This is a genomic window from Erwinia persicina NBRC 102418 (assembly GCF_001571305.1).
GTDB lineage: Bacteria > Pseudomonadota > Gammaproteobacteria > Enterobacterales > Enterobacteriaceae > Erwinia > Erwinia persicina.
In genome coordinates this window covers 16453-41743 of sequence record NZ_BCTN01000018.1, presented here as the reverse complement: position 1 = coordinate 41743, position 25291 = coordinate 16453, and the positions used below count along the sequence as shown (strand labels likewise).

The following is a 25291-nucleotide window of genomic DNA, read 5'->3' as shown; positions in this document are numbered from 1 at the left end:
TACGGAACCCATGCAATGAAAACGTTAATCGCGCTGGCGCTGGTGCTGGTGATGTCACCGGCGACGGCGAAAGAGGGAATGCTGGCAGGCAATCTGACCAGCGTCGGCTCTGACACGCTGGGTAACCTGATGGCCTTGTGGGGGGATAGCTTTAACCGGCAGTACCCTGGGGTAAACGTTCAGATCCAGGCGGCGGGTTCATCAACAGCTCCGACCGCACTGGCGGCCGGGGCCGCCCAGCTTGGGGCGATGAGCCGACCGATGCAGGCCACCGAGCGTCAGCTGTTTGAGGATAACTACGGCTATCCCCCACTGGCCGTTCCGGTGGCAATGGATGCGCTGGTGGTGGTGGTCAATCAGGACAATCCGCTTACCGGTCTGAATGCACAGCAGCTGGATGCCATTTTTTCTGTTACCCGCCGCTGTGGTGGCCTGTCGGTGCCCCGAACCTGGGGGGATTTACAGCTTACTCAGCCCGGCTGGGCGACACGGGGCCTGCAGCGCTTTGGCCGTAACTCGGCCTCCGGAACCTGGGGGTTTTTCAAACAGCAGGCGCTGTGTAACGGCGATTTTCGCCACGATGTCGGCGAGTATCCCGGATCGGCAGCCGTCGTGCAGGCGGTAGCAGGAACGCTGAACGGAATTGGTTATGCCAGCGCCGGGTTTCATATCAGCGGGGTAAAAACCGTGCCGGTGGCGCGAGAGGGCAACGACTGGATTGCGCCCAGCATCGACAATATCCGCAGCGGACGCTATCCCTATGCCCGTCCCCTCTATATTTACGTCAATAAAGCCCCGGATAAACCGCTGGAGCCCCTCACCGCCGCATTTCTGCGTTTAGCGCTCTCGCCGCAGGGGCAGGCGCTGGTCAGTCAGGCGGGCTATCTGCCGCTGTCGGAGCAGCAAATGCAGCGCGCCCGCGCGATGTTAGCGCCGTGACAGCAAGCGGCGACAATAAGCAAAGTTGAATTTTATTCATGTACGGTGAAATTTCCTCGTTTGCCCCTGAAAGATTCTCATGACACTCTTAGTGACAGACATGTAGACGTCCGGAAGTCTATGGATAACCTACGGTAACTATTTCGTCACTAAATTATGCGGCCACGCGCAGGCCAGGAGGCTTTCATCATGACAACATTCACCCCATACCGTGCCGAAGTGGTGGGCAGCTACCTTCGTCCCGCTGAAATTAAACAGGCCCGTAAGCAGTTCGAAACCGGTGAGATCGATGCCGCTGCGCTGCGCCGGGTGGAAGATGATGCGATCCGTCAGGTTGTGGCTCGCCAGCGTGAAAGTGGCTTGCAGGTGGTGACCGATGGCGAGTTCCGTCGCGCCTGGTGGCACTTCGACTTCTTTGACGGACTGGATGGGGTGGAGCGCTATGAGGCTGAACAGGGCATTCAGTTTAACGGCGTACAGACCAAAGCGCGCGGCGTGAAAGTGACCGGTAAGCTTGGCTTCAGCGACCATCCGATGCTGAATGATTTCCGCTTCCTGCAAAGCATCAGCGGTGATGCTGTCGCCAAAATGACCATCCCAAGCCCCAGCGTGCTGCATTTTCGCGGTGGGCGTAAAGTCATTGATGCTGATGTTTACCCTGATCTTGATGTCTATTTTGACGATCTTGCCCGGACTTATCGTGATGCGATTAATGCTTTTTATAAGGCCGGATGTCGCTATCTGCAGCTGGACGATACGGTCTGGGCCTATCTCTGTTCTGACGATCAGAAACAGCAGATCCGTGAGCGCGGTGACGATCCGGAAGCGCTGGCGCGCACTTATGCCCGCGTGCTGAATAAGGCGATTGAAGGTAAGCCGGACGACCTGGTGATCGGTTTGCATGTCTGTCGCGGTAACTTCCGTTCCACCTGGATTTCTGAAGGTGGCTATGAACCGGTGGCAGAAATTCTGTTTGGCGGAGTCAACATTGATGCCTTCTTCCTGGAGTATGATAACGAACGTTCAGGCGGCTTCGAGCCACTGCGCTTTATCAAGCCAGGCAAACAGCAGGTGGTGCTGGGCCTGGTGACGACCAAGACCGGTGAACTGGAAGCGGTGGAAACAGTAGAAAAACGTCTGCATGAAGCCGCTCGCTTTGTCAGCCTGGATCAACTCTGCCTCAGCCCGCAGTGTGGGTTTGCCTCCACCGAAGAGGGCAACAGCCTGACCGAAGAACAGCAGTGGGCAAAAGTACGTCTGGTCGTGGAGGCCGCCAGCCGCGTCTGGTAGGTCAGCATCATTCTGTGTACGGGGCGCGAGTTTGCGCGCCCTTTGTGCATCAGCAGTACATATAGTGCAGAAATTAACGCCGAGCCGGGCAAAAAAAATACAAATCATGTAACGCATTTTTTCTTATAACTAAATATATGCACTGGTTATGCAGTTTTTTGCACTATATCATCCTGCTTTTCCGATCCCGTATTGCCTTTCGCCGCTATAAACGTTCTACTTACCCCCGTTTTTTCGTCATCCCTCTGCATACAGAAAATAATCAGCTCACATTCGCTGTTGATAATCCTAATGTAAGTGATTTCCACTGCATAGGTTGCATCAGACCACGTATTTAGAGCCATCAGGGGCACAGGTCTTTATAAAAAAGCCTGATAACACGATTTTTCACACCATCACGGGCAACACGATTTCTTATGACACATCGTTTAACTTCCAAAGATATTCTGGCACTGGGCTTTATGACGTTTGCCCTGTTTGTGGGGGCCGGGAACATCATCTTCCCACCGATGGTGGGCATTCAGTCCGGCGAGCACGTCTGGATCGCCGCGCTTGGCTTTTTAATCACGGCCGTGGGTCTGCCGGTGATGACCGTCATTGCGCTGGCGCGCGTCGGCGGCGGTATTGATGCCCTCAGCTTACCGATCGGAAAAGCCGCTGGCGTGGTGCTGGCTACAGTGTGCTATCTGGCCGTCGGACCTCTGTTTGCAACGCCACGCACGGCGACCGTGTCGTTTGAAGTGGGGATTGCACCGCTGTCGGGCGATGGCGAATGGCCACTGGCCATTTACAGCATGGTTTACTTCGCTCTGGTCATTGGTATTTCCCTCTATCCGGGCAAACTGCTGGATACCGTTGGCCACGTACTGGCCCCGCTGAAAATTTTTGCCCTGACCGTACTGGGCGTAGCAGCGCTGCTGTGGCCAGCAGGGGGCCTTTCACCTGCCACGGTGGATTACCAGCGAGCGGCCTTTTCCAGCGGCTTTGTGAACGGTTATCTGACCATGGATACTCTCGGGGCGCTGGTGTTTGGGATCGTGATTGTGAACGCTGCCCGCTCACGTGGGATCAGCGATGCGAAACTGCTGACGCGTTACACCGTTATCGCCGGACTGATTGCCGGGGTGGGCCTGACGCTGGTCTACCTTGCACTGTTTAAACTCGGCTCTGACAGTGCCTCTATCGTTGCCCAGGATGCGAATGGTGCGGCCATTCTCCATGCCTATGTTCAACATACGTTTGGCAACATGGGCAGCCTGTTCCTTGCTGCGCTGATTTTTGTAGCCTGTATGGTGACGGCGGTGGGGCTGACCTGTGCCTGTGCGGAGTTTTTTGAGCAGTTATTGCCTCTAACCTACCGTCAGTTGGTGTTTATTCTGGGGCTGTTCTCCATGGTGGTGTCAAATCTTGGTCTCAGCCATCTGATTCAGATCTCAATTCCAGTGTTAACTGCGATTTACCCGCCTTGTATCGTGCTGGTACTGTTGAGTTTTACCCTGAAATGGTGGAAGAAAAGCACGATAATTATTGCTCCGGTCATGCTGGTCAGTCTGGTATTTGGCATTGTCGATGCAATAAAAAGCACCAACTTTAAGGCAATGCTGCCAGCAATTACCCAAAATCTGCCCTTAGCCGATCAGGGGCTGGCATGGTTGCCGCCTTCTCTGGTGATGCTGGTATTGGCGGCCGTGTACGATCGCGTTTCAGGCCGCCAGTCGGTTACTGCGCATCAGCAATAGCGTTGTAAAATCCCCCTTACCTTCTTGCCGGTAAGGGGCCGACAGGTGGAAATATGACAAGTACAACACTCAAAAAAGGACTGAGCACCCGCCATATTCGTTTTATGGCTCTGGGTTCTGCCATTGGCACTGGGTTATTTTACGGCTCGGCTGATGCCATCAGAATGGCTGGCCCAGGCGTTTTGATCGCCTACCTTATTGGCGGGGCCGCCGCCTATATTATTATGCGTGCGCTGGGCGAGATGTCAGTGAACAACCCGCAGGCCAGCTCCTTTTCCCGTTATGCACGTGACTACCTTGGTCCTCTCTCTGGCTATATCACTGGCTGGACCTATTGTTTTGAAATTCTTATTGTCGCGATTGCCGATGTGACTGCCTTTGGTATTTACATGGGCGTGTGGTTTCCGGATGTGGCGCACTGGATCTGGGTACTGAGCGTCGTGCTGATTATCGGCGCGCTGAATCTCGCCACAGTGAAAGTGTTTGGGGAAGTCGAGTTCTGGCTGTCGCTGTTCAAAGTCGCCACTATCATGGTGATGATCGTCGCCGGTTTTGGCATCATTTTCTGGGGCATCGGCAACGGTGGCCAGGCCACCGGGATCAGCAATCTGTGGACGCATGGTGGCTTTGTTCCTAACGGCTGGATTGGCGTGGTGCTGTCGCTGCAGGTGGTGATGTTTGCCTTCGGCGGCATTGAAATTATTGGTATTACAGCAGGTGAAGCAAAAGACCCTCAGGTATCCATTCCCCAGGCGATAAATACCGTCCCGCTGCGAATTCTGATTTTTTATGTCGGCACGCTGTTTGTGATTATGTCGATTTATCCATGGAATCAGGTGGGAACCAATGGCAGTCCGTTTGTGCTCACGTTCCAGCATTTGGGCATTGCGGCAGCGGCAGCCATACTGAACTTTGTGGTCATCACCGCTTCACTGTCAGCGATTAATAGCGATGTATTTGGCGTGGGGCGAATGCTTCATGGTATGGCTGAGCAGGGGCATGCGCCGAAGGTGTTTGCCAGCGTATCACGTCGGGGTATTCCCTGGGTGACGGTGCTGGCCATGATGATGGCGATGCTGGTGGCGGTATACCTGAACTACCTGATGCCAAAAAAAGTATTCCTGGTTATTGCCTCGCTGGCAACCTTTGCCACCGTCTGGGTGTGGATTATGATCCTCTTCTCTCAGATTGCCTTCCGTCGCACGCTGACCCCTGAGCAAAAGAACGCACTGAAGTTTGCGCTGCCGGGGGGATCGGCGACCGCGATGGTTGGCATCCTGTTCCTGATGTTTGTGATTGGGCTGATCGGCTATTTTCCGGACACCCGCATATCGCTCTATGTTGGGATGGGCTGGATCCTGCTGTTGCTGATAAGCTGGCAGTGGGTGAAACGCAAAAATCGATAAGCCCTCAGTGCTGGTCAGCTTAACTGACCAGCATTATCCTTCTTACTTATTGAGACAACGCTGCCCGTCTGGCACTGAAGAACGCCAGCAGCGGCGCGACAGCAAGCACGCTAAACACCATCCTTGCTGCACTGCTGGCACCTTCCACGCCGCCGGGTACATTCAATCCTCCCAGGTTGGCCAGCATCCCTGCCAGTGCCGCACCTAACGCGGTAGCAAAAAGTTGTACTGTGGAAATTGAGGCGGCAGCGGCATCCTGCTCGTCACGGGGGGTGACATCCAGCACGCGCGTCAGCAGATGGGGCCAGCCCAGACCAATGCCAAAACCCACCAGCAACAACCCCAGTGAAATGATCACCACCAGCATACGACCCGAGTCGCTTTGTAACGGAAAGAAGAAAGCCAGTATTACCATCCCGGCCAGCACAAGCAGGGGGCCGGCGACGATAGCCCGCGACACTTTTTTCGCTCGCCAGCCTGAGCTCCAGATTTCCGCCAGCGTCCAGCCTGCCGCCATCAGCGCGGCCAGATAGCCGGATATCAGCGGGGTCTGACCATGGAGGTTCTGCAGGAAATAGGGAACAAAGGTTTCGCTGGTCATGCCCACCACCAGCAGGCCGATGGTGAGATAAAGACTCAGCAGCGGGGAACGCAGGCGCAGTGCATTACGTGGCAGCAGGCAGGCCTCACTCACCCATTCCTGGCGGATTAACAGCGCTATCATCAGCATGGCCAGGGCCACCCCTGTGAGGTTGGCACTCAGTTGTGATTTCGTACTGCCGATACTGATGGCCAGGACTGCGCCGGTGAGCAGCAACAGCTGTATCAGTGGCAGGCGGCCGGCTGGCCTGCGTTGACGACTCTCCGCAGGCAAAGCCCGCCATACCACCCAGGCGTAGATCGCTGTCATGGGGAGCAGGAAAACAAAGGCCAGCCGCCATGCATCTATATCGGCAAAGATGCCCCCAATCGCCGGGCCGATCAGCGTGGCCACCCCCCACATCCCCGAGATCAGGGCAAAGGCACGCGGCCACAGCGCTCTTTCAAAGACCTCGTAAATCATGCTGTAGCCCAGGGCAAACATGAAACCACCGCCAAGGCCCTGAATGGAGCGCCCCACTAACATTGTCAGCATATTGGGGGCCAGCGCGCACAGCAGAGAACCGGCAACAAACAGCAGAATGGAGAGAGCGTAAGTCCCTCGTGACCCGGCGCGACTTAACGTCCGGCTGGTCAGCGCCGAACCGATAATTGAGGCAACCACAAACAGCGTGGTATTCCAGGCGTACAGAGTGAGTCCGCCGATCTCTTTAACGACGGAAGGCAGCACGGTGGTCGCGATGTAAATATTAATAGCGTGAAGTGCCACGCCACCAGATAGCGCGACAGAGCGCAGGGCATTCTTACCGGAAAGAAGATCCCCCCAGTTTCCTTCATGAGATGACATAATGGCGTCCTTAAACGACGATAGTGAGTCACTCAGGGTTGCCTGCTTTCATGCCCTGAGTTAAATTAATAAAACAAGAAAACGCTTGTTATATTATTTGAGGCAGAAAAATGTTGTCAACACATCCCTGGCCTGCCGAGGCTAAAGAGCATTTATCGACATCACAGAGACTGCTTCATTTGCTGAAAACGCGTGGACCGCAGCAGGCTTCTGAGGCGGGAAACGTGCTGGGCATGACCGCTGAAGCGGCACGTCAGCAGTTCAATAAGCTGGCAACGGAAGGGCTGGTGGCCGCATTTTCGCAGGCGCGAGGCGTCGGGCGTCCCTCCCAGTTCTGGCAGCTTACTCCGGAGGGGCAGAAACAATTTCCGGATACCCATCCTGAACTCACGGTACAACTGCTGGATGTGGTGCGTGAATCCTTCGGTGAACAGGCGATTGACATGCTGATTGCCAGACGCGAGGAGAAAACCCGTGAGTTCTATCGCCAGGAGCTGTCAGCCCTTTCAGACCTGACGGCGCGGGTGGCGCGTCTGGCAGAGATACGTTCTGCAGAGGGGTATATGGCGGAATACGCGGTGCAGGAAGATGGCAGCCTGCTGCTGATTGAAAACCACTGCCCGATTTGCGCGGCCGCAGCCAGCTGTCAGGGGTTCTGTCGCGCTGAGCAGGCCATTTTCAGTGAAGTCCTGGAGGCTGAGGTGGTTCGCGTGGAGCACATCCTCAGCCAGGCCCGCCGCTGTGCGTATCGGGTACAGGCTGTTACAGGAGCCTGACCAGCAGAGCACGCCTTTCGCGTGCTGAGGCGGGAAGCGGCACCGGCAATATCTTCCCGGCCTCAGGGCAGCATCACTGCGGGAATGATTTACTGCGCATAGCTGACCGGGCGCAGTAGCGATGGGTCGATGTGCTGGCGCAAGCGCTGAAGGGCGCTGTCGTACGGACAAAGGGTACCTGCCTCCGTTTTCTGACAGCCGGCATAGTGCCACTCGGTGGCCAGCAGTGGATGCTGCTCACCGAGTGGCGTCAGATTGCGTATCTGATTGAGGCTCTGTCCGCGGAACACGACGCGGATATAGCGTTTACCGCTGTCTGTATCCTGCCAGCGTTCAAATACCAGACTTCCGGCAGGCTGAACGGTGCCGCGCGGATAGTCCCCCTGCTGCCAGCTGAAGTTCAGCAGGGTACGCAGATAGGCGATATTTACGTCATGGGCAACGTACAGCAGCCAGCGGGTATCCGGCGGCGCATTGTCCTGAGGGGAAACCCCCTGCTGGAGCGCTTTGGCAATCTGATCCATAAACAGAGAGCCGCCGCGCTGCGCAACGTAGGGCTGATCGTTGGTGGCGTCATATTTCGGCGTCAGCATGGCCATCAGTTTCCCCATCTCCCTGGCGCTGGAGGCATGACCAAACGCTACCTGACTGAGAGGTTTATTCTCACTCCACTCCAGGCGCAGAGTTTCGGCCATCGCGGCCAGTGTATCCAGGCCGGTGATCATAATACGCCCGTCAGAGGCGAATTTAATTTCCCACGTCTTATCAAACACCGGGCAGGGCAGGTCTGGCAGGCAGACAGCTTTTTTCAGCAGGGAAATTTCCGGCTGAAGCCGTTTTTGTGCCTCGCTGAGGCTTCCCCCCAGGGCTTTAAGCGCGCCTGCACGTTGCTTCTGTGCATCCAGCGTGACGTCGCCCGGGCTGTCGTTCTGAAACAGCGGGTCGTTATGCACGGGTGAGAAATGCACGGTCAGACCGCAGCCGGGAAACGCGCCGTCCGTCAGCGCTTCGGCGGTAGCGCGTGTACGCTGCAGCGGGCTGGCCCAGACGAAAATATCCTTCTCAGTGGGACAACCGGCCCCGATCAGTCCGGCCCGGCGGTATTCATTGCCCTCATATTGCCCTTTTAACCAGGCTGCAGTATAGCCGTGGCCGGTCAACTGGCCGTCAGCTGTCAGCCACGTGGCCCAGGGGCGGCCACTGCCGGTTTCCATCTCTTTACGGTTGTCTGCCGTAGGGGGGCGCACCCCATGACGGCTGACTTCCACCACTTTTTCCAGCACGTAATGGGGCGCGGCCTGAGCGAGCAGGCTGAGCGAACTGAGCAGGGCGGCGAGGGAAAAACGCAAAGCGTGCTTTTTCATCAGGATCATCCTTGTTGTGGTGTCTGTACCAGTGGGCATCATTACAAAGTTTTTCATACAGGTGTGACGAAAGGTGCGGAGAAGGGGAGGACAGACGAAAAAAAAGCCCGCCGAAGCGAGCTTTATTGAAAACGCAGCGGTAATTACAGCTTCGCAGCATTCTCAGACAGGTATTTAGCCACACCTTCCGGTGATGCGCCCATACCTTCTTTTCCTTTTTCCCACTGAGCCGGGCACACTTCGCCGTGCTCTTCGTGGAACTGCAGCGCGTCAACCATGCGCAGCATTTCATCGACGTTACGACCCAGTGGCAGATCGTTAACCACCTGGTGACGAACCACACCGGCTTTGTCGATCAGGAAAGAACCACGCAGAGCAACGCCCGCATCCGGGTGCTCAATGCCGTAGGCTTTCTGGATTTCACGTTTGATGTCAGCAACCATCGCGTACTGAACTTCGCCGATGCCGCCTTTATCAACCGGCGTTTTACGCCATGCGTTATGCACGAACTCTGAATCGAAGGAAACACCCACAACTTCTACGCCACGCTTCTGGAATTCGGCATAACGCTTGTCGAAAGCGATCAGCTCAGAAGGGCATACGAAGGTGAAGTCCATTGGCCAAAAGAACACAACGGTGGCTTTACCAGCGGTGTGTTTTTTAAAGTTGAAGTTCTCTACGATTTCACCGTTGCCCAGGACGGCGGCGGCAGTAAAATCTGGGGCTGGACGAGTAACCAGGACCATGTTCACTCCTGTAAAAGTAAGTTGAAGTAAGGTGACAAGACGCAGGCAGTATACGGGGCGTGCCCGGTGTCGGGCCAGCGTGCTGTACCGATTATTCGGATAGGTTGTACCTATCAAAATTCGAGTAATTATAAAGCAGTATCATACAATAGCCCTTTTTTGAAAAAGGGCAAGGTGTAAAAGTGGCAATGACTTTTAGAGTTCACGCCGTACTGCCTGCGTCATCATGCGCGGATAAAGCTGCCAGAAAAACTCTTCAAGGCGCTGATAGTTATCGACAAAATCGCGGTAACTCTCTTCCAGTGCGGCCAGCTTAGGACGGCGGCTGGCCATACCCTGTAACACGTTCTGCAGGAACGGCGCTTCGGCGTAGCGCTCCATCCAGCGTCCTTTCCATAAGTGATGGTTAAGAGTCTGGAAGCGTTCCGGCGTGGGACCAAGTTGAGGTTCGATCACACTTCTGACATGTGACAAAAAAGCTGGCAAAGAAATTTCCGGCACCAGTGTATCCCAGTGAGATGACAGAAAATGATCCCAGATGACATCAAGGGTAATGGGGGACACACGGCGTGTTTCACTGCGGAAGAGCTGGCGCGCGCTGCGGACTTCCGGCAGTGCATCCGTCAGCGCGTCAATGCGGCGGTGCAGGGCAATGCCTTCAGCAACAGGCGCGGGCCACTGTTGGTAAGGATTACCGCGAACATAATCGGCCATCATATTGCCCAGCAGTGAGCTGTCGGCAAGGGTGGCAAGATGGAGGTGGGCAAGATAATTCATGGCGGGATTCTAACCTATAGCGGGCAGACTTCAAGCAGCGGGTGTGCCGGCGGCATTGGACTTATTTTGCCAATAGTTTTCAGGGATAGTCAGCAGATTGTTTAGCTATGAGCAGTTTTCAGCTAGAATGTGCGCCCTGATTTCCCGGATTGTAAATGACCATGCGCGTTGCCGATTTTAACTTTGAGTTACCTGAATCTTTGATTGCCCACTATCCGCAGGCCCAGCGCAGCGGTTGCCGTCTGCTGTCGCTCAATGGCCCGGATGGCGAACTGACGCATGGGGTCTTCACCGATTTGCTGGATAAGCTCAATCCCGGCGACCTGCTGGTGTTTAACAATACCCGGGTGATCCCGGCACGTATTTTTGGCCGTAAAGCCAGCGGCGGTAAAATCGAAGTGCTGATCGAGCGTATGCTGGACGACAAACGCGTGCTGGCACATGTGCGCGCGTCGAAAGCCCCCAAGCCCGGCAGTGAGCTGTTGTTGGGCGACGAGGAAAACGTGTCGGCCACCATGCAGGCCCGCCATGATGCCCTCTTTGAAATCGAATTTCACGATCCGCGTCCGGTACTGGATATCCTGAATGACATCGGCCATATGCCGCTGCCGCCGTATATTGATCGCCCGGATGAAGACGCTGACCGCGAGCTGTACCAGACGGTGTACAGCCAGAAACCCGGCGCGGTAGCGGCACCCACGGCAGGACTGCATTTTGATGAGCCCCTGCTCGCCGCCCTGCGGGAGAAAGGCGTTGAGACCGCGTTTGTGACCCTGCACGTCGGGGCCGGGACTTTCCAGCCCGTGCGCGTAGACACCATTGAAGATCACATCATGCACGCCGAGTATGCGGAAGTGCCGCAGGACGTGGTGGATGCCGTGCTGGCATGTAAAGCACGTGGCAACCGGGTGATTGCCGTGGGCACCACCTCAGTACGTTCACTGGAGAGCGCCGCGCAGGCGTCCCGGGATGCGCTGATTGCGCCATTCTTTGGCGACACCAGCATCTTTATCTATCCCGGTTATCACTATCAGATCATTGATGTGCTGGTGACCAATTTCCACCTGCCGGAATCCACGTTGATTATGCTGGTTTCGGCATTTGCAGGCTATCAGCATACGATGCACGCTTATCAGCAGGCCGTAGCTGAAAAATATCGCTTCTTCAGCTATGGTGATGCGATGTTTATTACCCGTAATCCGCAGGCTGTCAGCGAAATTCCGGGTCAGTAATCCTTTCCAGGGGGGCGGCACCGTCCGGCCCTTTTTAACCATTAACATCAGACTGTTTCTCTGATGGAGGCAATGTGAAGTTTGAATTAGACACAACTGATGGTCGCGCGCGCCGTGGCCGTCTGGTTTTTGAGCGTGGCGTGGTGGAAACTCCGGCGTTTATGCCGGTGGGCACCTACGGCACGGTAAAGGGAATGACGCCTGAAGAAGTGCTGGATACCGGTGCGCAGATCATCCTCGGCAACACCTTCCATCTGTGGTTGCGCCCGGGCCAGGAGATCATGAAACTGCACGGTGATCTGCATGACTTTATGCAGTGGAAAGGACCGATTCTGACTGACTCTGGCGGTTTCCAGGTGTTCAGCTTGGGTGATATCCGTAAGATCACTGAAAAGGGCGTGCATTTCCGCAATCCGATCAATGGTGATGCGATCTTCCTTGATCCTGAAAAATCGATGGAGATCCAGTTCGACCTGGGATCTGACATCGTGATGATCTTCGATGAATGTACCCCGTACCCAGCTGACTGGGATTACGCCAAACGCTCAATGGAGATGTCATTGCGCTGGGCACAGCGCAGCCGCGATCGCTTTGATTCACTGGGTAATAAGAACGCGCTGTTCGGTATTATTCAGGGCGGAGTTTACGAAGATTTACGTGATGTCTCAGTTAAAGGACTGGTAGATATTGGCTTTGATGGGTACGCTGTGGGCGGCCTGGCGGTCGGTGAACCAAAAGAAGACATGCACCGTATTCTGGAACATGTCTGCCCGCAGCTTCCCGAGGATAAGCCGCGCTACTTAATGGGCGTGGGTAAGCCACAGGACCTGGTAGAGGGCGTGCGCCGGGGTATCGATATGTTTGACTGCGTGATGCCTACCCGTAATGCGCGTAACGGCCATCTTTTTGTGACCGACGGCGTGGTGAAAATCCGCAATGCGAAATATAAAGATGATACGTCTCCGCTGGATGCCGAATGCGACTGCTATACCTGCCGCAATTACAGCCGTGCTTATCTGTATCACCTTGATCGCTGTAACGAAATTTTGGGTGCGCGTCTCAACACCATCCATAACCTGCGTTACTATCAGCGTCTGATGGCCGGGTTACGCCAGGCTATCGAAGCAGGTCAATTAGAGCAGTTTGTCACTGAATTCTACCAACGGACGGGTCTGGCGGTTCCGCCATTACCGTCTGATAATTAAACAAATGAGGGAAATTTAATGAGCTTTTTCACTTCTGATGCCGTAGCAGCCGCAGCACCATCTCAGGGAAGTCCTTACTCTCTGGTGATTATGCTGGTTGTGTTTGGTCTGATTTTCTACTTTATGATCCTGCGCCCTCAGCAGAAACGTGCGAAAGAGCACAAGAAACTGATGGACTCCATTTCTAAAGGTGATGAAGTGCTGACGACCGGTGGTCTGGTAGGCCGTGTGACTAAAGTCGCTGAAACCGGCTATGTTGCTATCGCACTGAACGAAACCACTGAAGTTGTGGTCAAACGTGACTTCGTTGCCGCCGTTCTGCCGAAAGGTACAATGAAGGCGCTTTAATTTTCGATTTCCCTAAGGGAACTGCCGTGTTAAACCGTTATCCTTTGTGGAAGTACATCATGCTGATCGTCGTGTTACTCGTCGGTCTGCTGTATGCACTGCCTAACCTGTATGGTGAGGATCCGGCCGTTCAGATCACTGGTGCGCGCGGAAGCGCCGCCAGTGAGCAAACGCTGGTTCAGATCCAGACCGCATTAAAACAAGATAATATTCAGGCCAAATCACTGGCGCTGGAAAATGGCGCTATTATGGCGCGTTTCGCCAACACTGACGTGCAGATGCGCGCGCGTGAAGCGATTATCAAAACGCTTGGCGATAGTTACGTTGTGGCGCTTAACCTCGCCCCTGCGACGCCATCATGGCTTGCCATGCTCAACGCTGAACCGATGAAACTCGGTCTTGATCTGCGTGGCGGTGTTCACTTCCTGATGGAAGTGGATATGGATACGGCTCTGGGTAAACTCCAGGAGCAGAATATCGACAGCCTGCGTAGCGATCTGCGTGAGAAAAGCATTCCTTACGTTAACGTTCGTAAAACCAACAATTACGGTATGGAAATTCGTTTCCGTGATGCCGCCGCACGCGATCAGGCCGTCACTTACCTGACAGGTCGTCACCGCGATATGGTCATCAACAGCAGCGGCAGCAATGCCCTGACGGCGGTAATGAGTGACGAACGTCTGCGTGAAGCCCGTGAATATGCGGTGCAGCAGAACATCAATATTCTGCGCAACCGTGTGAACCAACTCGGCGTGGCCGAACCGCTGGTACAGCGCCAGGGTTCTGACCGTATCGTGGTCGAACTGCCGGGTATTCAGGACACGGCTCGCGCGAAAGAGATCCTCGGCGCTACAGCGACTCTGGAGTTCCGCCTGGTGAATACCAGCGTGGATGCCACGGCGGCGGCCAATGGCCGTGTACCGGGTGACTCTGAAGTGAAAGACACCCGTGATGGCCAGCCTGTTGTGCTGTACAAGCGTGTGATCCTCACTGGTGACCATATCACTGACTCCACTTCCAGCACGGATGAATACAACCAGCCACAGGTTAATATCTCCCTGGACAGCGCGGGCGGTAACATCATGTCCAACTTCACCAAGGACAGCGTCGGTAAAGCGATGGCAACTCTGTTTGTCGAGTATAAAGACAGCGGAAAGAAAGACGCCAACGGCCGTGCCATTCTTGAGAAGCAGGAAGAGGTCATCAACGTCGCCAATATCCAGTCACGTCTGGGTAACAGCTTCCGTATTACCGGCATTAATAATCCGAACGAAGCCCGTCAGCTCTCGCTGCTGCTGCGTGCCGGTGCATTGATTGCGCCTATCCAGATTGTTGAAGAGCGTACGATTGGCCCGACAATGGGTCAGCAGAACATTACTCAGGGTCTGGAAGCCTGCCTGTGGGGCCTGATCGCCTCCATCATCTTTATGGTGGTGTGGTACAAGAAGTTTGGTCTGATTGCGACCAGTGCGCTGCTGGCAAACCTGGTGCTGATTGTCGGTATCATGTCCCTGCTGCCTGGCGCTACGCTGACCATGCCGGGGATTGCCGGGATTGTGCTGACGCTGGCGGTAGCGGTCGATGCTAACGTCCTGATCAACGAACGTATCAAGGAAGAGCTGCGTAACGGGCGTTCCGTTCAGCAGGCGATCCATGAGGGCTATAAAGGCGCGTTCTCCAGTATCGTTGATGCTAACGTCACGACGCTGATCAAAGTGTTGATTCTGTACGCAGTGGGTACAGGTTCAATTAAAGGCTTTGCGATCACCACGGGAATCGGTATTGCGACCTCGATGTTTACCGCAATTATTGGTACTCGCGCCATCGCCAATCTGTTGTACGGCGGCAAACGCATCAACAAGCTGTCTATCTGAGGAGTGCGTTGTGTCACAGGAACATAGTGTTGAACAAATGAACCACGGCCGTAAAGTCTATGACTTTATGCGCTGGGACACGCTGGCTTTCGCCATCTCGGTGCTGTTGTTGATTGCATCCGTAGCCATCATGGGCGTGCGCGGTTTTAACTGGGGTCTGGATTTCACCGGCGGTACGGTGATTGAAATTAACCTCGAGCAGCCCGTTGAGCTGGATCTGCTGCGCGACAGCCTGGTGAAATCAGGATTTGACGAGCCGCAGGTGCAGAACTTTGGCAGCAGCCGTGACGTGATCGTCCGTATGTCACCGCGTGAGGGGAATGCAGGTCAGGAGCTGGGCGCGAAAGTGCTGGCGACGATCAACCAGACCACCCAGCAGCAGGCCACGGTCAAGCGTATTGAATTTGTTGGCCCAAGTGTGGGGAGCGATCTGGCTCAGGCTGGCGGGATGGCGCTGTTATCCGCCCTGATTGCCATTCTGATTTACATCGGTTTCCGCTTTGAGTGGCGTCTTGCACTGGGTACGGTACTGGCGCTGGCGCACGATGTGATCATTACTGCCGGTCTGCTGTCGCTGTTCCACGTTGAGATTGACCTGACTATCATTGCGTCACTGATGTCAGTTATCGGTTACTCGCTAAACGATAAGATCGTGGTATCAGACCGTATTCGTGAGAATTTCCGCAAGATCCGTCGCGGTTCGTCTTATGACATCACCAACGTCTCCCTGACGCAGACCCTGAGTCGTACCATTATCACCTCGGTAACAACCCTGGCGATGGTCATGATCCTGTTTGTCTTCGGCGGCGCGTTGCTGAAAGGTTTCTCGTTAACCATGCTGATCGGTATCACTATCGGTACTATCTCGTCGATTTATGTCTCCTCTGCGCTGGCGCTGAAGCTGGGCATGAAGCGCGAGCATATGTTGCAGCAGAAAGTGGAAAAAGAGGGCGCAGACCAGCCTTCCATTCTGCCTTAATGGGTTAAACCTTCTCCAACTGAAAGGGCCACGCATCGCGTGGCCCTTTTTTATGGTGCTGTCACCGCAGGCGGCGGACTGACCACGACATCATGCACCCGCACATACCCTAACTGCTCAGGCGGAAGGTTGCTCAAGCGCAGGGGCAGCGTCACTTCCGTTTTGGGCAGCAGTTCACGGGCTACCGCGATCGGCTGTACCTGGCTGTTTACCGTCAGGGGTTTACCGGTGGTACTGTCAAGTTCTCCCCATTCCACCTGGGCCGTAAAGGCCGGAAGGGGAGCCTCTCCGGTGGCACGTATATGCAGGATGGCACGGGTTCCGTTGGCCTCCTGCTGCACATGACTCAGCGACAACTTCAGCTCACCGGCCTGACTTTTCAGGATCACGCCGGTATTGGCTGCAGGTAACAGCCAGGCACCCTGTGCCGAACCGCTGTTCAGATTGCCCTGTTGCTCAAGCGCGGCAGCCTGCTTAGTGAGCTTTCGCATCTCCTGGGTCAGTTTACCCACTTCGTTGTGCAACTGATTAATTTTTGGCTGAGGCGGCGCGCTGGCACAGCCCGCCAGCAACAGCAGCGAACCCAGTGACAGACGAAGATAAGTGCTTGTCATTGTTCATTTCCTTTTGATTAAAGCGAATGACATTATCTTAGAGCAAACGGGTCTTGATCGCCTGCAAAGAAATAAGGGATTTTGTTGCGTAAGCCGCATAAAATCAGGGCGGTTTTGCCGACGTGCCTTTGGCACACAGCCGGGTTCGCGGTACACTAGCCGTTACTCTTTAGAATTAACAGGACGCGTCATGTATTGCCCATTCTGTTCTGCCGTGGATACGAAAGTGATCGACTCCCGTCTGGTCGGGGAAGGCACCTCTGTGCGCCGCCGCCGCCAGTGCCTGGTGTGTCATGAACGGTTTACGACCTTTGAGGTGGCCGAACTGGTGATGCCGCGCGTGGTCAAGAGCAATGATGTGCGTGAGCCATTCAATGAAGACAAGCTGCGCAGTGGCCTGATGAAAGCGCTGGAAAAACGGCCGGTTAATTCTGATGCGGTCGAAACTGCACTCACCCATATCAAAAGCCAGCTACGGGCGACGGGGGAGCGTGAAGTTGCCAGTAAGCTGATCGGGAGCCTGGTGATGGATGAGTTAAAAAAGCTGGATAAGGTGGCCTATATCCGCTTTGCCTCTGTCTACCGTAGTTTTGAAGATATCCGCGAATTTGGCGAAGAGATCGCCCGCCTACAGGACTGACGTTATGCGTGATGAAATGTATATGGCGCGCGCGCTGGAGCTGGCGCGAAGAGGGCGTTTTACCACCACACCGAACCCTAACGTGGGCTGTGTGTTGGTTCGCGACGGCGACATCGTCGGTGAAGGCTACCATCTGCGTGCCGGTGAGCCACACGCGGAGGTGCATGCGTTACGCATGGCCGGTGAAAAAGCTAAAGGCGCGACAGCCTATGTGACACTGGAGCCGTGTAGCCATCACGGGCGTACACCCCCGTGCTGTGACGCCTTAATAAGCGCCGGTGTCAGCCGCGTTGTCGCGGCCATGCAGGATCCGAACCCGGAAGTCGCAGGGCGTGGCCTCTACCGTTTACAGCAGGCGGGTATTGATGTCAGCCACGGCCTGATGATGCAGGAGGCCGAAGCACTGAATCGCGGCTTTCTTAAGCGCATGCGTACCGGTTTCCCCTGGGTGCAGCTTAAACTGGGGGCATCGCTTGATGGCCGCACCGCGCTGGCCAGTGGTGAAAGTCAGTGGATTACCTCGCCGCAGGCGCGGCGTGACGTCCAGCGTCTGCGGGCACAAAGTTCCGCCATTCTCAGCACCAGTGCGACCGTACTGGCGGATAACCCGTCATTAACGGTACGTCACCAGGAGCTGGATGACGCGACTCAGGCTGATTACCCCGCTGACCTGCTGCGCCAGCCGGTGAGAATTATTGTCGACAGCCAGAATCGCGTCACGCCTCAGCATCAGCTTATTGCACAATCCGGTGAAACCTGGCTGGCGCGCACAACCTGCGATGAACTGGCATGGCCGGAAAATGTCACTCAGTTCAGTGTGCCGCGGCATAACCAGCGGCTGGATTTAGTGGCAATGATGATGCTGCTGGGCAGAAAACAGATTAACAGTGTCTGGGTGGAAGCCGGGGCGCAGTTTGCAGGGGCGTTGTTACAGACCGGGGTGGTGGATGAACTGATTGTTTATCTGGCCCCTAAACTGCTGGGTGATCGCGGGCGAGGCCTGTGTCAGCTGCCGGGCCTTGAGCATCTCGTCGATGCTCCCGCTTTTGCTTTTAGTGATGTCCGTCAGGTTGGGCCTGATTTACGCCTGACGCTGGCGCCGTTATAGCGGTTTGCGCAAAAACAAGCAGACCCATGAAGAGTATGATAGAATCCGCCCCCCTGCGGGGCCAAACAGAACCCTGAAAGGAAGAATATGAACGTTATCGAAGCTGCTGTTGCTACTCCTGACGCGCGCGTTGCTCTGGTTATTGCGCGTTTCAACAACTTTATCAACGACAGCCTGCTGAGTGGTGCCATTGATGCCCTGAAGCGTATTGGTCAGGTCAAAGATGAAAACATCACCGTCGTCTGGGTTCCGGGTGCCTATGAGCTGCCAATGACCGCACGTGCGCTGGCGAACACCGGTAAGCATGATGCCGTTGTGGCGCTGGGAACCGTTATCCGTGGCGGTACCGCCCATTTCGAATATGTGGCAGGTGAGGCCAGCTCTGGTCTGGCCAGCGTTGCCATGAACAGCGATATCCCGGTTGCTTTTGGCGTACTGACGACGGAAAACATCGAGCAGGCCATTGAACGCGCCGGAACCAAAGCGGGTAATAAAGGTGCTGAAGCAGCCCTGACCGCTCTGGAAATGATTAACGTATTGAAAGCCATCAAAGCCTGATTTTAAGGGGAATTTCGTGAAACCTGCTGCTCGTCGCCGCGCCCGTGAATGTGCTGTTCAGGCACTTTACTCCTGGCAAATCTCCAAAAACGACATCGCTGATGTCGAATACCAGTTTCTGGCGGAACAGGACGTCAAAGACGTCGATATTACTTACTTCCGTGAGCTGGTCGGCGGCGTTGCAACTAACAGTGCATACCTCGACGGCCTGATGCAACCTTACCTGTCACGCCAGCTGGAAGAGCTGGGACAGGTTGAGAAGGCCATCCTGCGCATCTCACTGTTTGAACTCAGCAAGCGTGCAGACGTTCCCTACAAGGTGGCGATCAACGAAGGGATCGAACTGGCTAAAGTGTTCGGTGCTGAAGACAGCCATAAGTTTGTCAACGGCGTGCTGGACAAAGCTGGCCCGTTTATCCGTCCCAACCGCAAATAATTCTCTGAGGCCGCTCATCACGGCCTCATCTTTTTACTCCCGGAATGCATTATGGCTTGTGGCGAATTTGAACTGATTGCACGTTATTTTGACCGTGTAACCAGTTCCCGTCGCGATGTTGAAAAAGGCATCGGTGACGACTGCGCATTACTCGGCGTACCGGAAAAGCAGACGCTGGCAATCAGTACTGACACGCTGGTGGAAGGCGTGCATTTTCTGCGTGATATTCATCCCGCCGACCTCGGATATAAAGCCCTTGCAGTAAACCTCAGCGACCTGGCTGCCATGGGCGCCGATCCTGCATGGCTGACGCTGGCCCTGACGCTGCCGGAGATCAATGAAGCCTGGCTGAAAGACTTCAGCGACAGCCTGTTTGAGCTGCTCGACTACTACGATATGCAGCTGATTGGCGGTGACACCACGCGTGGGCCCTTGAGTATGACGCTGGGCATTCATGGCCTGGTGCCGCAGGGACGGGCGCTGAAGCGCAGCGGTGCGCGCGTGGGCGACTGGATCTATGTCACCGGCACCCTCGGTGACAGTGCCGCTGGCCTTGAACTGCTGCAACACCACGTGAAGATTAACGATCCGGCAGCCCATGAGGCGCTGATCAAGCGCCATCTGCGCCCGATGCCGCGAATCCTTCAGGGGCAGGCGCTGCGCGATCTCGCCAGTTCGGCTATCGACCTGTCTGACGGGCTGATCTCCGATCTCGGCCATATCCTTAAAGCCAGTGACTGTGGTGCCCGCCTCCATCTGGATGCGCTGCCGATCTCCGCTGTACTGAAACAGCACTTCGAACCGGAACAGGCCGTACGCTGGGCGCTGAGTGGGGGCGAAGACTATGAGCTGTGCTTCACCGTTCCGGAGATTAACCGCGGCGCGCTGGACGTGGCGCTGGGCTATCTTGGCGTTCCCTTCACCTGCATCGGTCAGATTGCTCCGCAGTCGGAAGGGCTGACGTTGTTACAGGACGATAAGCCGGTAGAACTGAACCTGAAAGGATTTGACCATTTTGGCACGCGCTAAGGACGTGGCGAAAAGTCGCCTGAAGATGAGCAACCCCTGGCATCTGCTGGCGACCGGGTTTGGCAGCGGTCTCAGCCCCTGGATGCCGGGAACAGCAGGGTCCCTGGCGGCCATTCCGTTCTGGTATCTGCTTAACCTGCTGCCGCAGGATCTCTATTCACTGGTGCTGCTGCTGGGGATCAGTATCGGTGTCTACCTTTGTCACCGTACCGCGAAAGATATGGGTGTTCACGATCATGGCAGCATCGTCTGGGACGAGTTTATCGGCATGTGGATCACCCTGATGGCGATCCCGACCGACAGCTGGCAGTGGGTGCTGGCAGGCTTCCTGGTGTTCCGCGTTCTGGATATCTGGAAACCCTGGCCCATCCGCTGGTTTGACCGCAATGTGCACGGCGGCATGGGGATCATGGTCGATGATATTATTGCCGGGGTGATCTCTGCCGGCCTGCTCTGGGGCAGCGCACTCTATCTGGCGGGCTGATGCAGGGGGCCGGCCTGTTGTTGCGACCGGCCCTTTATAACGGTCAGCCCGGTGAACCCTTCACCCCGGGGTTATTCAAACCCGACGACCGGGTGCGGCTGATAGACGCTTTCCAGTTCAAAAATCTCTTCCTGCGTTAATTCAACGTCCACTGCTCTCACCAAATCTTCCAGTTGTTCACTGCGCGAAGCGCCAATGATCGGTGCAGCCACCACGGGTTTACTCAACAGCCAGGCCAGCGCGATTTGCGCACGACTCACGCCTTTATCCCGGGCAATGTTAGCCAGCCTTTCTGCAATTTCTGCATCATTCTGCTCACTCTGGTTGTAGAGCGTTTCGCCGTATTCATCCGATACGGAACGGGCGGTGGTTTCCCCCCATGGGCGTGTAAGACGGCCGCGGGCCAGCGGGCTCCAGGGCAGTACGGCAATATTTTCTTTCAGGCACAGAGGATGCATTTCACGCTCCTCCTCGCGCTGGATCAGGTTGTACTGATCCTGCATGGTGACAAAACGCGTCCAGCTGTTGCTGTCTGCCGTCTGCAGCGCGCGCTCAAACTGTTCCGGGTGCATGGAGGACGCACCGATGTAACGTGCTTTACCCGCTTTAACCACGTCATGCAGGGCTTCCAGCGTCTCTTCGAGCGGCGTCTCGTAATCCCAGCGGTGGATTTGCAGCAGATCGACGTACTCCATTCCCAGGCGCTGCAGGCTGTCATCAATGGACTGCATGATACTGGCGCGCGACAGGCCGCCGGCCAGGTTGCTCATCGGGAAATAGACTTTTGTCGCAACGACGACCTCATCACGCCGGGTAAATTCCCGCAGGGCCCGGCCCACAATTTCTTCGCTACTGCCGTCAGAGTAGCTGTTAGCGGTGTCAAAAAAGTTGATGCCGGCTTCCAGTGCCTGGCGGATCAGCGGGCGGCTACTCTCTTCGGGCAGCGTCCAGGCATGGCGGCCCCGGTCGGGTTCACCATAGGTCATGCAGCCCAGGCACAGGCGGGAAACGGTCAGATCGGTATTGGCTAACTGAAGGGTTTTCATGCGGACTCCTGCTATTAATCATTCATTAAGAATAGCAGGCAAAAAAAAGCTCCCGGGGAAGGGAGCACGTTGTAACACTTTAGCGGCAGAATTACTGTGCCAGCCAGGTCTCGATCTGCTGGCGGATACCGGCGGCATCCAGCAGGTAATCGGCACGGATTTCATCCTGCGTTCCCTGGGGAATAAAGGCATCCGGCAGGCCGATATTCAGCACCGGAACTGGCCGGCGCTTAGCCATCAGCAGCTCATTCACTCCACTTCCGGCTCCGCCTTTAATGGCCCCTTCTTCAAGTGTGATCAGCGCATCATGGCTGGCGGCCAGTTCGAGGATCAGCGCGTCATCCAGGGGTTTCACAAAGCGCATATCCACCAGCGTGGCATTCAGCGCCTCGGCAACAGCAGCGGCTTCCGGCAGCAGCGTGCCGAAGTTGAGAATTGCCAGCCCGCTTCCTTCACGCAGCGTGCGTCCCTTACCCAGCGGCAGTGAGGCCAGCGGCTCCAGCGCCGCACCGGTTCCGCTGCCGCGCGGGTAGCGTACCGCACTGGGTCCACTGTCGTGATGATAGCCGGTATACAGCATCTGGCGGCACTCGTTTTCATCGCTTGGCGTCATGATCACCATGTTTGGAATACAGCGCAGGAAGGCGATGTCGAATGCGCCCTGATGTGTCTGACCGTCGGCACCGACAATGCCACCGCGATCGATGGCAAACAGCACCGGTAGCTTCTGGATTGCCACGTCATGGATCAGCTGATCATAGGCGCGCTGCAGGAAGGTGGAATAGATCGCCACCACCGGCTTATAGCCGCCGATGGCCAGCCCGGCGGCAAAGGTTACCGCATGCTGTTCAGCAATCGCCACATCAAAATACTGCTGCGGATAATCGCGTGAGAAGCTGACCATACCCGATCCCTCACGCATGGCTGGGGTGACGGCCATCAGCTTACTGTCTTCTGCGGCGGTTTCACTCAGCCACTGGCCGAAAATTTTCGAGTAGCTTGGCAGACCTTCCGCACTTTTGGGCAGTAAACCGCTGGCAGGGTCGAATTTCGGCACCGCGTGCCAGCTAATCGGATCTTTCTCAGCCGGGGCGTAGCCTTTACCTTTTTTCGTCATCACGTGCAGGAACTGCGGGCCTTTCAGTGCACGCATATTGCGCAGCGTCTGTACCAGCGCCAGCACATCGTGACCGTCAACAGGGCCGATGTAATTAAAGCCCAGCTCTTCGAACAGCGTGCCCGGCACCACCATTCCTTTCAGGTGTTCTTCGGTGCGTTTGACCAACTCTTTGATCGGCGGCAGGCCGCCCAGTACTTTTTTGCCACCTTCACGCAGACGTGAATAGGTCTTGCCGGACAGGATCTGCGCGAGGCGGTTGTTCAGTGCTCCGACGTTTTCTGAGATCGACATTTCATTGTCGTTCAGCACCACCAGCAGGTCGGCTTTAATATCCCCGGCGTGGTTCATCGCTTCGAACGCCATGCCCGCGGTGATCGCACCATCGCCAATGACACAGGCGGTACGGCGATCTTTTCCTTCTTTCCCGGCGGCCACAGCCATACCGAGACCGGCACTGATGGAGGTGGACGAGTGGCCGACGTTAAGCACGTCATATTCACTTTCATCGCGCCACGGGAAAGGATGCAGGCCATTTTTCTGGCGGATGGTACCGATGCGATCGCGACGCCCGGTCAGGATTTTATGCGGATAGGCCTGATGGCCCACATCCCACACAAGATGATCAAACGGCGTGTTATAGACGTAGTGCAGGGCAACGGTGAGTTCTACCACACCAAGACCAGACGCAAAATGACCGCTGGAGCGGCTAACGCTGTCGAGCAGATACTGGCGTAGCTCGTCACAGAGTTTTGGCAGACTCTCTTTCGGTAGCAAACGTAATTCTTGCACCGTGCTTGCCAGAGCAAGCGTCGGGTATTTTGCAGGTTCAAAACTCATTCAGAGACTCATTTGGAAGTTATTTATCGCGTTCAATTATAAAGCCTGCCAGCGCCCTCAGTGGGGCGGTGTCGTAAGACTGTGCGGCAAGCGTTTCTAATGCGCTGAGGGATTCCTGGTAGAGATCCCATGCTTTTTTCCTGGCATTATCCAGCCCCATTAACGCCGGATAGGTACTTTTGCCTAACTGCTGATCGGCTCCCTGCCGTTTACCGAGTACGGCGGTATCGCCGATGACATCCAGAATATCGTCCTGTACCTGAAATGCCAGGCCAATCGCACTGGCATAACGATCGAGAGCGGGCAGGGCAGCGCGTCCGTGCTCACCGGCGGTCAGGGCACCCAGTCGCACTGCAGAACGGATCAGCGCGCCTGTTTTATGACGATGGATCTGTTCCAGCTCGTGCAAACTGACCTGTTTCCCTTCTGCGGCCAGATCCAGAGCCTGCCCGCCACACATCCCGGCCACACCGCTGGCCTGGGCCAGCTCTGACAGCATCGCGATACGGGCTTCCGCCGTTACACCGGGCATCGGCGTGTCGGCAAGAATAGAAAAGGCCAGAGTCTGTAAGGCATCCCCTGCAAGAATGGCAGAATCCTCGCCAAACTTTATATGGCAGGTGGGTTGTCCGCGACGCAGACTGTCATCATCCATCGCGGGTAAATCGTCGTGGATCAGGGAATACGCATGAATGCATTCCACGGCGGCTGCAGGCGCATCAAGCGCCGCATCGTCAGCGCGTAGCATTTGGCCCGTTGCGTACACCAGGAAGGGGCGTAATCGTTTACCCCCTAATAGTGCCCCATATTCCATCGCATTCACCAGAGGACTACTCTGAAAGGGCAATAACGAAATAAACCGTTGCAGTGCGGCATTCACCCGCTGATAGTGCGCGGTGAGTAACACATTGAAATCCATCAGTCATTTTCCGGCAGGTAAGGCGTCAGGTCAGCGTCTTTATCTTCGCTGAGTAAAATCTGTACACGCTGTTCAGCCTGCTGCAGTGTTTTCTGCCCGTTACGCGCCAGTTGCACGCCCCGTTCAAATTCATTCAGCGCTTCTTCCAGGGGAAGACTGCCGCTCTCAAGATGGGTAACAATCTGTTCCAGCTGCTGCAGTGATGTTTCGAAACTGACAGGCTGTTCGGCTTTTTTCGGCATGTTTAATCCTGACTTATCATTTTTCATCAGTAAAGGCTCATGGTAGCTGATGACAAATGATTAGCAAAATATCCCTGCATTTTTCACACATCAGGGAAGGGTAATCAGGGCAGCAGATGAAGAAGCAGCCACTGTA

The 25291-nt window shown here is 55.5% G+C and carries 25 protein-coding genes; 16 read left to right on the top strand and 9 right to left on the bottom strand.

The features are described 5' to 3' along the window. Positions 1-15 precede the first annotated feature (15 nt). The 4 genes from EPE01S_RS17835 to proY all read left to right on the top strand — a co-directional run bounded on the left by EPE01S_RS17835 (position 16) and on the right by proY (position 5374). Entirely contained in the window at positions 16-939 is a 924-nt protein-coding gene (locus tag EPE01S_RS17835; protein ID WP_062747825.1) for a PstS family phosphate ABC transporter substrate-binding protein, read from the top strand. A 189-nt stretch (positions 940-1128) separates the two neighbouring features. Continuing rightward, positions 1129-2229: a cobalamin-independent methionine synthase II family protein gene (locus EPE01S_RS17830; protein ID WP_062747822.1), complete on the top strand. Its 1101-nt coding sequence runs from the start codon at positions 1129-1131 to the stop codon at positions 2227-2229. Between the two features lie 416 nt (positions 2230-2645). After that, positions 2646-3968 carry a branched-chain amino acid transport system II carrier protein gene (gene brnQ / locus EPE01S_RS17820; RefSeq protein ID WP_062747818.1) on the top strand — a complete coding sequence of 441 codons (1323 nt, stop codon included), beginning with the start codon at positions 2646-2648 and terminating at the stop codon, positions 3966-3968. 53 nt (positions 3969-4021) lie between these two features. After that, positions 4022-5374, top strand: a complete 1353-nt coding sequence (gene proY / locus EPE01S_RS17815) for a proline-specific permease ProY (RefSeq protein WP_062747816.1) — start codon at positions 4022-4024, stop codon at positions 5372-5374. A gap of 46 nt (positions 5375-5420) precedes the next feature. On the opposite strand, the gene EPE01S_RS17810 is transcribed toward proY, so the two are convergent. Then, a complete protein-coding gene (locus EPE01S_RS17810; RefSeq protein ID WP_062747814.1) occupies positions 5421-6824 on the bottom strand; it encodes an MFS transporter in 1404 nt (467 codons plus the stop codon). Positions 6825-6931: 107 nt separating this feature from the next. Between EPE01S_RS17810 and EPE01S_RS17805 the strand changes: the two genes are divergently transcribed. Continuing rightward, positions 6932-7597 (top strand): helix-turn-helix transcriptional regulator, encoded by a 666-nt coding sequence (locus EPE01S_RS17805; protein WP_062747812.1) that lies wholly within the window; start codon positions 6932-6934, stop codon positions 7595-7597. Between the two features lie 89 nt (positions 7598-7686). Here EPE01S_RS17805 and EPE01S_RS17800 read toward each other — a convergent pair whose 3' ends face one another. The 3 genes from EPE01S_RS17800 to EPE01S_RS17790 form a co-directional block, all read right to left on the bottom strand. Next, entirely contained in the window at positions 7687-8961 is a 1275-nt protein-coding gene (locus tag EPE01S_RS17800; protein WP_240043867.1) for a histidine-type phosphatase, read from the bottom strand. Positions 8962-9104: 143 nt separating this feature from the next. Further along, entirely contained in the window at positions 9105-9707 is a 603-nt protein-coding gene (locus EPE01S_RS17795) for a peroxiredoxin C (RefSeq protein WP_056233921.1), read from the bottom strand. A gap of 195 nt (positions 9708-9902) precedes the next feature. Continuing rightward, entirely contained in the window at positions 9903-10484 is a 582-nt protein-coding gene (locus EPE01S_RS17790) for an ACP phosphodiesterase (RefSeq protein WP_062747808.1), read from the bottom strand. Between the two features lie 161 nt (positions 10485-10645). Here EPE01S_RS17790 and queA point away from each other — a divergent pair, with 161 nt between their 5' ends. From queA to secF, 5 genes are all read left to right on the top strand, one after another. Then, positions 10646-11716 carry a tRNA preQ1(34) S-adenosylmethionine ribosyltransferase-isomerase QueA gene (queA, locus tag EPE01S_RS17785; protein ID WP_062747965.1) on the top strand — a complete coding sequence of 357 codons (1071 nt, stop codon included), beginning with the start codon at positions 10646-10648 and terminating at the stop codon, positions 11714-11716. Between the two features lie 74 nt (positions 11717-11790). Next, complete coding sequence (tgt, locus tag EPE01S_RS17780) at positions 11791-12921, top strand: tRNA guanosine(34) transglycosylase Tgt (RefSeq protein ID WP_062747805.1); 1131 nt, start codon at positions 11791-11793, stop codon at positions 12919-12921. A gap of 18 nt (positions 12922-12939) precedes the next feature. Further along, positions 12940-13269 (top strand): preprotein translocase subunit YajC, encoded by a 330-nt coding sequence (gene yajC, locus EPE01S_RS17775; protein WP_062747803.1) that lies wholly within the window; start codon positions 12940-12942, stop codon positions 13267-13269. Positions 13270-13295: 26 nt separating this feature from the next. Beyond that, positions 13296-15143, top strand: coding sequence for a protein translocase subunit SecD (gene secD, locus EPE01S_RS17770; RefSeq protein WP_072277477.1), 1848 nt, complete (start codon positions 13296-13298; stop codon positions 15141-15143). A gap of 37 nt (positions 15144-15180) precedes the next feature. Beyond that, positions 15181-16122, top strand: a complete 942-nt coding sequence (gene secF / locus EPE01S_RS17765; RefSeq protein WP_213014354.1) for a protein translocase subunit SecF — start codon at positions 15181-15183, stop codon at positions 16120-16122. A gap of 50 nt (positions 16123-16172) precedes the next feature. Here the strand turns inward: secF and EPE01S_RS17760 are convergent, their stop codons facing one another. After that, the gene (locus EPE01S_RS17760; RefSeq protein ID WP_062747797.1) at positions 16173-16736 is read right to left on the bottom strand and encodes a SadB/YajI family lipoprotein; all 564 of its coding nucleotides are present in this window, start codon (positions 16734-16736) and stop codon (positions 16173-16175) included. Between the two features lie 190 nt (positions 16737-16926). Between EPE01S_RS17760 and nrdR the strand changes: the two genes are divergently transcribed. The 6 genes from nrdR (at position 16927) to pgpA (ending at position 20991) form a co-directional block, all read left to right on the top strand. Continuing rightward, positions 16927-17376, top strand: coding sequence for a transcriptional regulator NrdR (gene nrdR / locus EPE01S_RS17755; protein WP_062747795.1), 450 nt, complete (start codon positions 16927-16929; stop codon positions 17374-17376). A gap of 4 nt (positions 17377-17380) precedes the next feature. Beyond that, a complete protein-coding gene (gene ribD / locus EPE01S_RS17750) occupies positions 17381-18484 on the top strand; it encodes a bifunctional diaminohydroxyphosphoribosylaminopyrimidine deaminase/5-amino-6-(5-phosphoribosylamino)uracil reductase RibD (RefSeq protein ID WP_062747793.1) in 1104 nt (367 codons plus the stop codon). An 87-nt stretch (positions 18485-18571) separates the two neighbouring features. After that, a complete protein-coding gene (ribH, locus tag EPE01S_RS17745) occupies positions 18572-19042 on the top strand; it encodes a 6,7-dimethyl-8-ribityllumazine synthase (protein WP_062747791.1) in 471 nt (156 codons plus the stop codon). Positions 19043-19058: 16 nt separating this feature from the next. Further along, positions 19059-19478: a transcription antitermination factor NusB gene (gene nusB / locus EPE01S_RS17740; RefSeq protein ID WP_062747789.1), complete on the top strand. Its 420-nt coding sequence runs from the start codon at positions 19059-19061 to the stop codon at positions 19476-19478. Positions 19479-19529: 51 nt separating this feature from the next. Beyond that, positions 19530-20507 (top strand): thiamine-phosphate kinase, encoded by a 978-nt coding sequence (gene thiL / locus EPE01S_RS17735; protein ID WP_062747787.1) that lies wholly within the window; start codon positions 19530-19532, stop codon positions 20505-20507. Then, positions 20485-20991, top strand: a complete 507-nt coding sequence (pgpA, locus tag EPE01S_RS17730; protein ID WP_167550587.1) for a phosphatidylglycerophosphatase A — start codon at positions 20485-20487, stop codon at positions 20989-20991. The genes thiL and pgpA overlap by 23 nt, the downstream gene beginning before the upstream one ends. A 71-nt stretch (positions 20992-21062) precedes the next feature. Here the strand turns inward: pgpA and EPE01S_RS17725 are convergent, their stop codons facing one another. The 4 genes from EPE01S_RS17725 to xseB all read right to left on the bottom strand — a co-directional run bounded on the left by EPE01S_RS17725 (position 21063) and on the right by xseB (position 25155). Then, complete coding sequence (locus tag EPE01S_RS17725) at positions 21063-22037, bottom strand: aldo/keto reductase (RefSeq protein WP_062747785.1); 975 nt, start codon at positions 22035-22037, stop codon at positions 21063-21065. Between the two features lie 91 nt (positions 22038-22128). Then, positions 22129-23994: a 1-deoxy-D-xylulose-5-phosphate synthase gene (dxs, locus tag EPE01S_RS17720; RefSeq protein WP_062747783.1), complete on the bottom strand. Its 1866-nt coding sequence runs from the start codon at positions 23992-23994 to the stop codon at positions 22129-22131. Positions 23995-24013: 19 nt separating this feature from the next. Beyond that, positions 24014-24913, bottom strand: a complete 900-nt coding sequence (gene ispA, locus EPE01S_RS17715) for a (2E,6E)-farnesyl diphosphate synthase (protein WP_062747781.1) — start codon at positions 24911-24913, stop codon at positions 24014-24016. Next, complete coding sequence (gene xseB / locus EPE01S_RS17710) at positions 24913-25155, bottom strand: exodeoxyribonuclease VII small subunit (protein WP_062747778.1); 243 nt, start codon at positions 25153-25155, stop codon at positions 24913-24915. The genes ispA and xseB overlap by 1 nt, the downstream gene beginning before the upstream one ends. Between the last annotated feature and the right edge of the window lie 136 nt (positions 25156-25291).

Bases quoted from the DNA above. Each gene is read 5' to 3' on its own strand.
- EPE01S_RS17835 (WP_062747825.1), top strand. From the start codon at position 16: ATGAAAACGTTAATCGCGCTGGCGCTGGTGCTGGTGATGTCACCGGCG.
- EPE01S_RS17830 (WP_062747822.1), top strand. From the start codon at position 1,129: ATGACAACATTCACCCCATACCGTGCCGAAGTGGTGGGCAGCTACCTT.
- brnQ (WP_062747818.1), top strand. From the start codon at position 2,646: ATGACACATCGTTTAACTTCCAAAGATATTCTGGCACTGGGCTTTATG.
- proY (WP_062747816.1), top strand. From the start codon at position 4,022: ATGACAAGTACAACACTCAAAAAAGGACTGAGCACCCGCCATATTCGT.
- EPE01S_RS17805 (WP_062747812.1), top strand. From the start codon at position 6,932: ATGTTGTCAACACATCCCTGGCCTGCCGAGGCTAAAGAGCATTTATCG.
- EPE01S_RS17800 (WP_240043867.1), bottom strand. From the start codon at position 8,961: ATGAAAAAGCACGCTTTGCGTTTTTCCCTCGCCGCCCTGCTCAGTTCG.
- EPE01S_RS17795 (WP_056233921.1), bottom strand. From the start codon at position 9,707: ATGGTCCTGGTTACTCGTCCAGCCCCAGATTTTACTGCCGCCGCCGTC.
- EPE01S_RS17790 (WP_062747808.1), bottom strand. From the start codon at position 10,484: ATGAATTATCTTGCCCACCTCCATCTTGCCACCCTTGCCGACAGCTCA.
- queA (WP_062747965.1), top strand. From the start codon at position 10,646: ATGCGCGTTGCCGATTTTAACTTTGAGTTACCTGAATCTTTGATTGCC.
- yajC (WP_062747803.1), top strand. From the start codon at position 12,940: ATGAGCTTTTTCACTTCTGATGCCGTAGCAGCCGCAGCACCATCTCAG.
- secF (WP_213014354.1), top strand. From the start codon at position 15,181: ATGAACCACGGCCGTAAAGTCTATGACTTTATGCGCTGGGACACGCTG.
- EPE01S_RS17760 (WP_062747797.1), bottom strand. From the start codon at position 16,736: ATGACAAGCACTTATCTTCGTCTGTCACTGGGTTCGCTGCTGTTGCTG.
- nrdR (WP_062747795.1), top strand. From the start codon at position 16,927: ATGTATTGCCCATTCTGTTCTGCCGTGGATACGAAAGTGATCGACTCC.
- ribD (WP_062747793.1), top strand. From the start codon at position 17,381: ATGCGTGATGAAATGTATATGGCGCGCGCGCTGGAGCTGGCGCGAAGA.
- ribH (WP_062747791.1), top strand. From the start codon at position 18,572: ATGAACGTTATCGAAGCTGCTGTTGCTACTCCTGACGCGCGCGTTGCT.
- thiL (WP_062747787.1), top strand. From the start codon at position 19,530: ATGGCTTGTGGCGAATTTGAACTGATTGCACGTTATTTTGACCGTGTA.
- EPE01S_RS17725 (WP_062747785.1), bottom strand. From the start codon at position 22,037: ATGAAAACCCTTCAGTTAGCCAATACCGATCTGACCGTTTCCCGCCTG.
- dxs (WP_062747783.1), bottom strand. From the start codon at position 23,994: ATGAGTTTTGAACCTGCAAAATACCCGACGCTTGCTCTGGCAAGCACG.
- ispA (WP_062747781.1), bottom strand. From the start codon at position 24,913: ATGGATTTCAATGTGTTACTCACCGCGCACTATCAGCGGGTGAATGCC.
- xseB (WP_062747778.1), bottom strand. From the start codon at position 25,155: ATGCCGAAAAAAGCCGAACAGCCTGTCAGTTTCGAAACATCACTGCAG.